The organism is Christensenella intestinihominis (assembly GCF_001678845.1).
GTDB classification, from domain to species: domain Bacteria; phylum Bacillota; class Clostridia; order Christensenellales; family Christensenellaceae; genus Christensenella; species Christensenella intestinihominis.
Genome location: NZ_MAIQ01000021.1, coordinates 1 through 13,541, shown reverse-complemented (window position 1 = coordinate 13,541; position 13,541 = coordinate 1). Strand labels below are relative to the sequence as shown.

The window sequence follows — 13,541 nt, the reverse complement described above, 5'->3', positions numbered from 1 at the left end:
ATCTCCGGCTCCAACAACTGGGCGGCCGTGTTCTCGCTGGCCGACTTTGGATATGCGGAGGGTACTTACCATTTCAACAGCTATGGCATCGACCGCTTAGGCAACAGCGGCGTCATGAAGTCCGGCACCTATACCGTCAAAACGGATAAAACTCCGCCGACGGCTTCGGCAACGTTCGCTTCTTACGATCAACCGAGCGGTAAATTCACTGTAAGCACGGATAATGTCAACGACCCTAGCGGGGTCTCCACCGTCCAGCTCGCTGTCTGGAACGACAAGACTGGTATTTCCGGCGCGAAGTGGTATAATGCACGCAATATCTCCGGCTCCAACAACTGGGCGGCCGTGTTCTCGCTGGCCGACTTTGGATATGCGGAGGGTACTTACCATTTCAACAGCTATGGCATCGACCGCTTAGGCAACAGCGGCGTTATGAAATCCGGTACCTATAAGATTAGCAAAGAAGATGTGACGTCAAAATGTCAGGCGTTATTTGCTTCACCGTATGTAGCTGGAGACGGATTCACGATAAGTGCCGATGGCGTTACATCGCCACATTCCGTCAAAAAAGTACAGTTTGCCGTCTGGAGCGCTGCAGAGGGGGTTAACCAGGCTAAATGGTATGATGCCACTAAAATGTCGGGAACAAATAATTGGTATGCGCAGATATCTCTCTCCAAACACAATAACTACTACGGCGATTATTACTATAATGTATATGTTCTGGATGGTGCCGGCAACTATGTGACCGCAAAAGCAAACAGCATCAATATGCCATTGCCGGGAACCAATTATAAAATTATGGGGAATAGCGGTGTAACCGTTAATCAGTTGACTAACTATTATGTACGCTGTGTTGGGATCAACGCATTCCCGCAAAGTTATGCAGATTTGCTCGCCCCCACTGTAGCAGATGCAACACAAAAACGATATGCTGCTCTTGAAGCGTTTGCGCAATATTATATTGAGGAGTGCAATGCGGAAGGTGTGAAGGTCGATGTTGCTTGGGCGCAAATGTGCCACGAAACAAATTATTTGAAATTTACCGGCGATGTCAACGTGAACCAGTTTAATTTCGCAGGTCTGGGAGCTACCGGAAATGGAGTGAAAGGATTCGATTTTGCTGCAACATATGGTAATAATACAAATGGCATACGAATGGGAATTCGTGCGCAGATTCAACATTTGAAATGTTACGCATCAACAGCCGCATTAGCCAATCCATGTGTCGATCCCAGATGGAACAATGTTACTTCAGCTTATGGCCGTGGCTCTGCCCCAACTGTAGGAGGCCTTTCTCAGAAATGGGCTTCCAATGATACTTATGGCGCAAAAATTATGGTCATGATACAAAGCCTCCTTCAAACGGCTGATGTGCGCCCGTTTGAATTGACTGCGAACTTTAGCCTGATGCCTGACATGATGCTTCCGGATGCAAGCCCGAGCGCTTCGCCGGATGCAAACCCGAGCGCTTCGCCGGATGCAAGCCCGAGCGTTTCGCCGGATGCAAGCCCGAGCGCTTCGCCGGATGCAAGCCCGAGTGCTTCGCCGGATGCAAGCCCGAGCGCTTCGCCGGATGCAAGCCCGAGCGCTTCGCCGGATGCAAGCCCGAGCGTCTCGCCGGATGCAAACCCGAGCGCTTCGCCGGATGCAAACCCGAGCGCTTCGCCGGATGCAAACCCGAGCGTCTCGCCGGATGCAAACCCGAGCGTCTCGCCGGATGCGGCGTAATTGTTTCTTTCCATCAAGCGTACGTACATTCATAAAATACAGAAGAGGCTCATCTCGTGATATATGAGATGAGCCTCTTTTATCTTATTAACAGATTATTACTAGAGTTCAGGATTCTACCTAAAATTTTCCCTGTAAAGTTGTTTCGCCCCTAGCGCATACAAATCTATTCCAAGGTTTCCTCCACAAATTGAACCTGTATTGTTTGCGGCAACCCATAATACTCCAGAACCCAGGCCATATTTCCGCCAATATCCGTTTCATAAGGCATTGTGCCCGCATAATACGGTTCGGGTAGTTTATATAGTCGCACGGGTTCCATTTTTTCTCCTTGCTCGTACGCATGCTGAACCTCTTCTAATATTTGATTATTTTTTTCATGATAAGGTACATTTTTTTGATATCCTCCATATATCGAAGCATAATTAATGCACATTATAATTGCCAGAGGAACTGCATAAATCAAATTATACCACCAGCGCTTACCACTGATCCAAAATTCGTATACCAGCATCCCTATGAAAATAAATGTAATAAAGAGATACATTGTACATGTGCGGTCATGTATTACCCCAACCACTAACGACACCACCTGTGACGCTCCCGCTGCAACTATTAAAGGGAGCATCTTTAGATAGGATTTTTGTATACAATAGAAAATCACAAACAGCATAAAAAATAGTGCGCAAAACATGTTAAGTATGCCGCCATACGCCGCCATCTTCGGCACAAACGGATAGACCGCATATGCCGCCAGAATCATTCCGGACAATATTCCCATACCTATGGTAAACCCATGTGTCATTGCGCTCTTTCTTTCAGAACAGCGCTGTAAATGTATACTTCCCAACAAGCAGCCCAGCATGCTCACAATTGGAATCCAATTCCATTTTACCATATAATTTGCCGGATAAAACAATAGGCCCATCCGATATAAAAATGTCTCTCCTGTGAGGCCCACTCCTTCGGTAATCCCTAATCGCATCATGTTTCCGGGAGCGAACATCAATAATGCATACCCCGCAATTCCACACAAAAGAGGAACAAGATTGATTTTTGTAAACACCTTTTGCTTTTGGATCAACTGAATCATCATATGTACACATACAAAGACAATCGGAATCAACCCCATTTGCTCATATGTAAATCCGCTGACAAAAAACAATACACTTATGAGAAGCGTATTGCTTTTCCTTCGTTTTTCTCGTATAAACAAATAGATTGCTGGCAGGATTAACGCCAATGGCCAAAAGTACAATACTGAAGCGGTGTACCAATATATTCCATTTTTCAGTATTACTTGGGGTATTAAAAAATATAAACAACACAGGAGACCGGCCAAAAGAGGCGCCTCCTTTTTTTTCTGGTACACACAGGCAATTTTATATGAATAAAACGCAACAATAACCGTAACCAGTGTTTGAACCAGGCGAATCAGCCACAGCCCTCCTTTGATCAGCAGAATCTCAACAAAAAAAGGGCCGATTCTCCCACCCCACACCATATAGTGCTGTCCTAAATAGTATAGAATATCTCCCAAATTGTAGCTGGTACCTGTCACGCCGGCATCTACGGCGTAAGAAAGCGAGGCGTATCCATAGTCGTCAAAATACAGGTATATCTGCATATTTTGCAAATAAATTAAAATTCCATATAGAAGAAAAATGAACACAACCGCAAATGCTTTTTTATTCTGTTTCTTTTTTCCCAGTGTCTCCACGCCACATTCTCCTCTTAGCGTCTTTGCTTGTGAGCGTTCCACTTCCCATGTTTTTTTTCATATATTGCTTTATTTTTCTCAAATAACGTATTATATGTCCTGTCATCGAGCTTTGAAAAGGATTGCTTGCCAACATGATGCACAAAAACATCCTCTGCACATACGACCCGCAGGCCTTGTTTATGTATTCGCTGGGCATAATCGTCGTCCTCAAACATTCCCATGCCAAACGCCTCGTCAATCTCTCCGGTTTTTTGATAAGTAGTACGTGTCATGGCAACACAAAACATTGCTAAAATAGCTATATCAAAAACTTCGCCCTTATGGATGCTTGTATATTTTGCAGCAAACTCATCCATCTGGGAATAGTCTGCATATGCAACAGGAATCTGCGCTTCATTTGCAATACAGTTCGTTACCGGCCCCACCATTCCAACTTTGTCATCCTTTAAATGAGATATCAAATCATTAAGCCAATAAGGGGTGACAACCGTATCATTATTTAACAATACTATATAATCACCTTCCGCTGCACGGATTCCATCATTGTTTCCCCCTGCAAATCCACGATTCTCTTGATTCAGGATCACCTTCATATTCGAATGCAGTTTAGAAACGGCCCTTAAATATTCAGGGGTTCCATCCGACGATGCATTATCTACGACAACAACTTCGTAATTACTATATTTTGTTTTTGAAAAAATACTGTTCAGACATTCTTGATTCAGCTGCAGATTGTTGTATGTTATAATTATAATACTGGCTTTTTTCGCATCCCGGGGGCGCGGAAGCAAATGCTTCTGGATATCTTCAATTCTGCATAGCCAATCGTTCCGGCGTGCAAATTCTATCCGTTCTTCCTCATTGGCGAGTCCGTCAGTTCCATTCACGCAGCGCTCAATCGCGGAAGCAAATCCTTCTGCATCATTTTCCAGCAAAGCAAATCTTCCTTCATATTCCGCCAATTCAGGAATTTTCGTCGCGACGATCTTTTTCCCGGCGCTTAAATATTCATAGAACTTAACAGGGTTCGTCGCCTTTATCAACTCAAGAGAGGAATCAAAGGGGATTAGGGCGACATCAAATGAGCTTAAATATTGCGGCAACTCTTCATATCCTTTTTCGCCCAGAAATTTTACATTGCTCAAAGTTTGAAGTTTTTCCACATTACCATGCGTGTAGTCTCCAATCAATACGAAATCATAACCCGTCAGTTTTTTGGCAGATTGATAAATAAGCTCGTGCGCGAACCAGTCGGCGATTGCCCCGTAATATCCGATGACCGGCCGTTCGTTTTTGTGACCGTTCACCGCTTGATTGAAATGAGAAAACTCCGTCCCATTCCGAACCATCTCTACATTTGTATTAACAGCCTGAGCCTTTTGATACAAGTACTCCGAAGAGGCAAAAATAACATCGCTCTTTTCGCGCAATTTTTCAAATGAGGGAAGCAGTAATGCATTATCGTTTGTTTCTGTAAAACCGCCAAAGTCATCCAGATAATCAAAAACTATTTTTAAATTGTATTGAGCGGCTAATTTCTCTACAATAGGCTGCCAAAGCGGATATTCAACAATAAGCGTCGCATTTCGTATATTGTGAGATTTAATTACATCTTCCAGAGCACGATAAACATCGTATATTTCCTCGCAGCTGCTCACATGATAAATATTAGAAACGCATGCTTGTAAACTTATACATGCGACTCCTTTCTTATTTTCCACTGCCGTCCGGTCAAACGTCGAGTTTACATAAAACACTCTATTTCCTAACCGCGCAAGGCCTGCCGCAATATGCTGCGGGCGCTGGAAACGATAGTCCCAGTCTATAACGGAAAGTACCACAACATCATTTTCCAAGTCTACTGTTTTTTCCACCTGTAACAGCGTCTGCGTCAAAGTATCGCATGCCGTCTCCTGTTCGTCGAGGCGAATCGCAAATTTTAGCTTCTTTACGTCCCCCTTATACACACATCGAAAAACTTTATCATAAAATTTTTCAAGCTGAGTATCTGATTCCGCAAATAAAATTCCTTTTTTAAAATTTTTCTCTATCAGGTCCAAAGCCGAGGCCATTTCCTCCGGCTGTATTGTCATTAAAAGATGATCTGTGGCAACCTTGATATCATCCGCCGTTTCAATTGAATAGTACCCCAAATCGGCGGCAGCTTGCGCCATTGTATGTTGGTTTTTTCCAAACACAAGGACATATTGACCGGTATAGTTTCTCAATCCAACATCCAACTGAATCATTCTTGATGTTTTTTCTTCCACCGCTGTACTTTTTTTGAGAATTTTTTTAAGGCCTTTCGCCATTTTCCTTACAAATGGATGCCTCGCCGCAAAGCGATAGGCTTTATCCGCAACTCTGTGCAGTATCTCTATATTTTTTTGATGAAGCTGCGTTTCGGCATCACTACACCGTTTTCTCCAGTTATAAATTTCTTGCTCACTGTCAAATAGCCGACGCGTATAGTAGGAATTCTGGCATTCCAATATATTCTCTGTTTGCTGCTCTTTTCTAAGAGATTTTTGCCACCGGTTACTGCTGTTCCTCAGCAATGCACTCTGCCGAAAAATAACATTGTACAACAAAGATAAATTTTGCAAATCATGCGCTGATTCTTCCATTCGGCTTCTGACTACATCATTAACTTCAATCCGAATAGGTGGGTTTTCGTCCTTTTCCGGAGCGTATATCATTATCAACTGCTTACCTGGCCACGGCGTATGATCCAGCCCCGATGTGTCGAATATCGCAAAATCAATCACCTTATATCCACCGCATTGATTCAATACGTTATTTTCATCGAATCGATAGACATGCTCTTCCTGCATCTCTTCTTCCGGCTCTTCCCACGGAACTGCGATTATAATATAGTTAGGTTTGCTTTCCGTGAGCCGCTCTAAAACATTCCAGGGTTCATCAAAATGCTCCATCGTATTAGAGCAAATAAGCACTTTTTCCGGATACTTTTCTTCAAAGAGATTCGCTGTTTTAAAAGGAAACTCCGGATAATCCTGCCGGGCACGCAGAATTGCAGCTTCAGAGAAATCATATCCTACGATTTGATTTGCGGGAAATTCAGCATGGAGGATGGGCAGCCCGTCTCCCTCACCGCAGCTCACGTCACCAATGCTATATTGCTTTTCGCGTATTTCATCTGTAATTTTCTGAGGGAGCGCCATTAAAATAAGAGAGGAAAAAAACATCGTTTGTGTCTTTCCCCCGTTTTCGTCCCAGCTTTTACCGAATTTTTGATTCCAGTATTCTAATGTATTAATATTAGTCTGCTGCATTTATTCTTCATCCTTTAACGTCACTTTACAGGGTGGTGCAAACATTCCAAATATATGATCCGGTGCAAAATTCTTAAAATATTTTACACCTTCTATATATTCATAATAGGAAATTGCCGCCTGGCTCCTGTCCTCAATCGCTACAACCAGCATATATTCTCCCTTTGCCAGCATATGATTCACATCAAATTGAATCGTATACGTTTTATGGCCCGGCTGGAATACTATGTTATAATCTACACTGCAAAAAACGATCAAATCCGCACCGTCACGATTCTTTACAGAAATCGCCGCCGACAGGTATTTATAATTTAATTCTTTATCTCCCTTGAATTCAATTTTAACACGAAACGGCTTATCATATTCCGTATACAAAAGTTCTTTTCCATTCAGGTCAGTCATGGAAACACTGGTAATAAGACCTTCTTTTGTTCCCCAGTGTGCAATCGGCTTGTTTTCATGGACATTATCCCAATTTTTTTCAGGTATCTTCTGTCCTTCCTGCACATTGGCATCGAGTGAGGCTGCCTGCTTCTCATCAGTTGCTCCATCGTTCGCTTTCCCATCACTTAATTCGCCGCCAGTTTCTTCTTGCTCATAGCTCTCCTTAATGACATTTGTATACATAAATTCCGTATATTGAGCCGTGATATATAAAGGGTCGCCTTCAGCAACGATCTTGCCTTTATCCATCCACATTGCCCTGTCGCAAAAGTTACGAACCATGCCAATGTCGTGCCCCACATATAAAATAGTAGCGCCTTTTTCTTTGAATTCTTTAAACTTATTGAAAGACTTCGCTTGAAACCGCAGGTCCCCCACACTTAAAATTTCATCAACGATCAGCACATCCGGATCAACATTGATTGCGCATGCAAATGCAAGCCGTGCAAACATACCGCTCGAATAAGTTTTTACAGGCTGATGGATGTGGTCTCCGATATCGGCAAATGAGATAATATCATCCAGACGTTCCTTGATCTCGTCGTCGCTCAAGCCCATAATCGTGCAATAGAAAAAAATATTTTCTATTCCCGAATACTCCATATTAAATCCCGTACCCAACTCCAAAAGAGAAGATATCCGCCCTGTAACACGAACATTCCCAGTTGTCGGGGTCAACACCCCTGTAATAATCTTCAGCAGCGTCGATTTCCCCGCACCGTTTCTGCCCACGATGCCCAATATTTCTCCGCCTTTTACCTTAAAAGAAACGTCTGTCAATGCAGAAAAATCCGTATGATAGCTTTTTTTTCTGACACTAAACGCTTCTTTAAACCTGTCTATTTGGTTTTCATACATCCGGTAAGATTTTGATATATGTTCGACTTCAACTTTATATTCCTGTTCTTCCATCCTAAGCTCCTTACAATACGTCCGCAAAATGGGGCTTCAATTTATTGTATATCGTAATACCGATCACAAACAGTACCCCGGTAAATACCCAAAAATAAAGGGTGACTTCCCCATGCTCAAAAAACCATGCTCTTGACAATAAGCTGTCCCGGTAGCCTTCGATAATATAAAAGAAAGGATTCAGGTTTTCAATCCATGCATATCCTTTCAGTATACTCGCCTGCCACGCGATTGGCGTCATCCACATGCCTACCATAAGAAAGATTCCTATCAATTGATTCATATCCCGGAAAAACACCATAATAGAGGAAAATATCAAACCTATTGCAAATAACAGCATAATAGAGCAGAACATATAATAAATAAGCTGTATCGTATAGACTGTTGGAAAATATCCCATAATCAGCGCTACCACAAATACCAGGATCATAAAGCAAACATGCACGAACATAGACGAAAATATTTTTACCAAGGGTAGAATATTGACATTGAAAATAACTTTTTTGACCAAATAGCTATATTCCGTAAAACTGTTGCTTGAGGAACTGATGGCCTCTGAAATAAACAGCCAGGGAACAATGCCGCATATGAACCATAAAGCATATGGAGCTCCCTCAACAGGGCCACTATTGAAAACAAATCCAAAAACAAACCAATAAACAATGATTTGAAGCAATGGAGTCACAAAAGACCACATGTTCCCAAATATTGCCCCTGCGTATCTCCGTTTCACATCCTTTTTGGTTAATGCCAATACGAGACGTCTATTTTTAAAAACATCCGCCACGAAGCTCCCAACATTACGAAATATTTTCATAAGACTATTTTTCTTCCTTTGCCCGCTCTAAAATCGCACTAATAATCCGCTCGCTTGCATGTCCATCTCCATACGGATTTACAGCCTTTGCCATTTTATCATATTCGCCTGGATTGTCAATTAAGGTCCTTGCTGCCGCAACAATATCGTCTTTCTCTATCCCGACTACACGCACCGTTCCCATTTCTACGGCTTCCGGCCTTTCGGTTTCTGTACGCAGTACCAAGACCGGTATTCCGAAATAGGGGGCCTCTTCCTGCAAGCCGCCCGAATCCGTCATCACGAGAAAACTTCGCGCCATCATATTATGCATATCCGTCACAGAAATCGGATCGATCAACGAGATATTTTTTTTGTTGCCCAATATCCGGAACACAGTTTCGCGTACAGCCGGATTCAAATGAACCGGGTAGACAAAATGAAGATTCGAATATTTCCCGGCTAATTCCAAAACGGCATTGCATATATTCTCAAGCGGTTTCCCAAGATTTTCCCTTCTATGTGCAGTCATCAATACAAACTGTTTTTCTGCAAACGGCAATTGATTCAGCTCTTCATTTTCGAATTGATAATTTTTTTTCACCGTCGTCTTAAACGCATCGATTACCGTATTACCCGTTACAAAAATATTTCTGCTAATATTTTCTTTTAAAAGATTCTCTTTGTTTTGCTCTGTTGGAGAAAAATGCAATTCAGCAATATCTCCCGTAAGGGTACGGTTCATCTCCTCCGGAAATGGAGAATATTTATCATAAGTCCGCAGACCTGCTTCAACATGTCCCACGGGGACTTTACAATAAAAAGCAGCAAGCGCTGCCGCAAAGCTCGTGGTGGTATCTCCGTGCACTAAAATAATGTCCGGCCTGCTCTTCTCGATTACCTCTTTTAAACCACAGATTACTTTTGCTGTGATGTCAAAAAGTGTCTGGCAATCGCTCATTACGTTCAGGTCATAATCCGGTTTGATTTCAAATACTTCGAGCACTTGATCCAACATTTGCCGATGCTGCGCCGTAATACATACGATGCTTTCTATTTCACTGCAGCCCTCCATCTCTTTTACAAGAGGGCACATTTTAATCGCTTCAGGACGCGTACCAAACACGCTTAATACCTTAATCATAACCACTTACAATATTTCCTCTACTCTTTTTAGATATGCTTTATATTATACCATATTTTCCTATATTCGTCATTTTAATTCCACAGTATTTGCAGATTATGATATTTTTCTAAATATATTTATTACTGCCTTAATCGCTTTATTTGCCTTGCTAATTTGTCTATATAACTTGCGTAATAAGACCTCTTGGCATTTTTCTTGAAACAAAGCCTTTAATCATTTATAATTATTTTAGCTAAGCGTAACAATATATACTCAAGAGGTTAATATATGCATTCACTCAGACCATCGCTTCGCAAATCATACATCGTATTCATTGTTTTTCTAATTATTTTAGTTTTATTTTGTATGCGTGGAATAGACTTGGAAAAAGATGTTCCCAACCTGGGACTTGCAATGTATCAGCCTATTGACGAAGGCGCTTATTCTACGGTTGCAATCAATTTAAGCCATTATGGTAATCTTCATACCACACCTGATGGCTTTGAGTTGCAAACTTCTCCGCATTTCCGTTCAAATATGCTTGGCAACTCTATACAGTATATAACTTTCCAATTTTTCGGCAATAATTTTTATGGAATGCGTCTGCCGTCTGTTTTCTGTGCCATAGGTATCTTTTTTCTCTTAGCCTGTAGCATCAAAGAATTAAATCATTTATTTGGCGAAAATAAAAAGCGATATCGAATTGCGTTATTGGTTATTCTTGCATATATGTGTGCCGATTTCATTTTCTTGGTTGCAAGCCGTCAATTTGAGCCCAGTATTTTTCGTTGCTTTTTTACTTTGCTTACTTTCTATATTTTTCTTAAGCAACGAAAATCTAAGCGAATGCGCTATTTTTGGTTAGCTTTTTTAAGTATTGCGTCCATTTTTTTTGTATATTTATCTAATTTTTTTGTATTGGTCATCGGATTATTTATCTGCATTGTTCTAATTTTGCAAAAAAATAAAAAAGATTTTTGGCATGCGTTTTCGTTTTACTGTCTTGGTGCCGTCGTGGCATTTCTAATAGCGGAACTTTATTATCGTCTTGTGTGGGATACTACTGCCATACAAAATCTGCTCGCCGCTTTCTCTACCTTTGCCCAAATACAGGATTATACGGTCATTACACAGAATGCATCACCAATATTATTTTTAAAGAATATAGCTGCTTTTTTTACTTCGAATATATTCTTTTATAATCCCTTGCTTTTGATCCTCACTTTGTGGTCTTTAATTATCAATTTATGGATCGTTTTAAAGAAAAAAGATTTAATATATGCTTTTATAATTGGCGCTATTCTAGGCCTCCTGTTTCAAACCGCTTTTTCGGAGGACTACATCATGCGTAAAAGTCTTGTGCTATTACCTCTTTTATTGATTAATGTTATGTTGGCTTTCTATAAATCCAAAGATTTCCTAAAAATATTACAAGTTCTAAAGCCCATAACAAAGTATGTACTGTTTGCTATTTTTTCTATTTTAATCATATTCATTTTATGGAAATCATTTCGTGTACGGTACGATGTATATATCGCAGATTTTTCGGCTTCAGACCTAGAGTTTTTAATTGTTTTTTCTGCATTACAATGTATTGGCTCTCTCCTATATCTTTACTGCACCTTCATCCATAAAGCAAATATTAAAAGATTATCATCCGCTGCATTTTCAATTGCCTTAATTTGTGTCTTTTCCAGCAATGTTTACTTCTCATTTTCGCAGGTATATTGCAATCAGCTATATACCGAGAAACAGGTCGCTCTTGATTTAGGCAAATTTACTGGAGCTAACTATATAATGGGTCCCTATGTATATGAGTACTCACTTTATAATGAAATCTATCCGCTCGTCACCACACAGTCCCAGTATACGGAATATACAAATTCTCCGTTGATACAATACTATTTTGATTATGCAGATTCCAGTTATGAGCAACACATTAATGAACAGATATTTTCCGAAAGCGATTACAGATTCAAACTATTCCACACATTTTCTCGTTCATTTATCCAACGTGGGTTGGACGGAACCGTAGGATTATATAAAAAGATTCAAATTTCAGATTCACATCCATATAAATAAGTCGATAACGTATAGTAAGTTTCGCAAATAAGAAAAGGCATAAAGCAGTCTATTGAAAGCTGGTACACGGCAACGTAGAAAAACTTTGAACGATTTGCTGGAGATAAGTTTCGCAAAAAAAGGCATAGAAGGAGTCTATGGTAAAATTGAGATTGACGAAAAAACAATTTGCCAAAGGAGACTAAATCTATGCCTGAGAAAATCATACAACTAAACGAAGGAGCAATCAAGGACGAATTAAAAGAACTGGTGCGCGGCAGCGTGGAGGAAACCCTGAATGACTTGTTGGAGAAAGAAGCATTGGAGCTTACCAACGCCGCCAGGTACGAGCGTACGGCAGAACGTCAGGGATATCGCTCGGGCCACTATACGAGGAACCTAACCACGACCAGCGGCGATGTGGAGCTCAAGATACCCAGACTCAAAGGCGTATCGTTTGAGATGGCGATCATCGAGCGGTACCGCCGCCGGGAGAGCAGCGTAGAGGAAGCGCTGATCGAGATGTATCTGGCCGGAGTATCGGTTCGCCGGGTGGAGGATATTACCGAAGCCCTATGAGGCAGCAAGGTATCGCCGTCCACGATCGGCGAATTGAATAATAAAACATATGGGCATATTGAGGGATGGAGGAATCGACCGCTCCAAGGTGGCGAATACGAGAACATCAGCGTGCTCATAGCGCTTGGGGTAAACGAGGACGGCTACCGGGAAGTGATTGGCGCGGCCGAGGGTATGAGGGAAAACAAGACAAGCTGGGAATCGTTTTTCCGATGGCTGAAGGAACGCGGGCTTGACGGCGTCAGGCTGGTGGTGGGCGACAAGTGCATGGGCATGATGGACGCTGCACAGGAGGTCTTTCCTGAATCGAAATACCAACGCTGCACGGTACACTTCTATCGCAATGTATTCTCCGCCACGCTACGTAAACGCCTGAAGCTGGTTTCAAACATGCTTCAGGCGATCGCTCAGGAAAGTAAAGAAGCGTGAGAAGGCCAGGCAGGTAGCGGAAACCCTGCGAAGCATGAAGCTTGGGGAAGCGGCGAAGAAGGTCGAGGACAGCATAGAAAAAAACTTTTACCTACACGGAATTTCCGTATGAACACTGGCTGCGGATACGAACGAACAAGGTCATTGAACGACTTAACCGAGATATCCGGTGGCAGAGGCATGTGGTTGGAACATTCCCCAGACGGGAACTCGGCGTTGATGCTGGCGTGTGCCCTACCCAGTTATGGTATGTAGCCGGAACCCAGTAGTGTTCTAAGAAATACCTGAACATGAAGCACTTAGAGAACATGGATTCTGACGCCGGTTCGCTGGCAGGCTGAGCCCACTCACCATTGACTGCTTGTATGAATTTGCGAAAAACTATTGACGGTGAGACCGTTTCAAGGATTGTGTAAACCTCTGTTGGGATGTAGAATAGAGAAC

Annotated in this window: 7 protein-coding genes and 1 pseudogene; 3 read left to right on the top strand and 5 right to left on the bottom strand. The window is 41.9% G+C overall.

What is annotated here, in order from left to right:
* Window positions 1-1,731: GBS Bsp-like repeat-containing protein (locus BBD38_RS14415; RefSeq protein ID WP_172807856.1), on the top strand; the 1,731-nt coding region annotated here is incomplete at its 5' end.
* Window positions 1,732-1,897: 166 nt separating this feature from the next.
* Here BBD38_RS14415 and BBD38_RS14095 read toward each other — a convergent pair.
* From BBD38_RS14095 to wecB, 5 genes are all read right to left on the bottom strand, one after another.
* Window positions 1,898-3,451 carry a DUF6056 family protein gene (locus BBD38_RS14095; RefSeq protein WP_066689355.1) on the bottom strand — a complete coding sequence of 518 codons (1,554 nt, stop codon included), beginning with the start codon at window positions 3,449-3,451 and terminating at the stop codon, window positions 1,898-1,900.
* 14 nt (window positions 3,452-3,465) lie between these two features.
* A complete protein-coding gene (locus BBD38_RS14090) occupies window positions 3,466-6,750 on the bottom strand; it encodes a glycosyltransferase (protein ID WP_066689353.1) in 3,285 nt (1,094 codons plus the stop codon).
* Window positions 6,751-8,106, bottom strand: a complete 1,356-nt coding sequence (locus BBD38_RS14770; protein ID WP_066689347.1) for an ABC transporter ATP-binding protein — start codon at window positions 8,104-8,106, stop codon at window positions 6,751-6,753.
* A gap of 10 nt (window positions 8,107-8,116) precedes the next feature.
* Complete coding sequence (locus BBD38_RS14080) at window positions 8,117-8,860, bottom strand: ABC transporter permease (protein WP_235829146.1); 744 nt, start codon at window positions 8,858-8,860, stop codon at window positions 8,117-8,119.
* Between the two features lie 67 nt (window positions 8,861-8,927).
* Window positions 8,928-10,046: a non-hydrolyzing UDP-N-acetylglucosamine 2-epimerase gene (gene wecB / locus BBD38_RS14075; protein ID WP_066689344.1), complete on the bottom strand. Its 1,119-nt coding sequence runs from the start codon at window positions 10,044-10,046 to the stop codon at window positions 8,928-8,930.
* Between the two features lie 348 nt (window positions 10,047-10,394).
* Between wecB and BBD38_RS14070 the strand changes: the two genes are divergently transcribed.
* Both BBD38_RS14070 and BBD38_RS14065 read left to right on the top strand, forming a co-directional pair.
* Window positions 10,395-12,110 (top strand): ArnT family glycosyltransferase, encoded by a 1,716-nt coding sequence (locus tag BBD38_RS14070; protein WP_172807855.1) that lies wholly within the window; start codon window positions 10,395-10,397, stop codon window positions 12,108-12,110.
* 189 nt (window positions 12,111-12,299) lie between these two features.
* Window positions 12,300-13,438 (top strand): annotated as a pseudogene (locus BBD38_RS14065) (IS256 family transposase).
* Window positions 13,439-13,541: the final 103 nt, after the last annotated feature.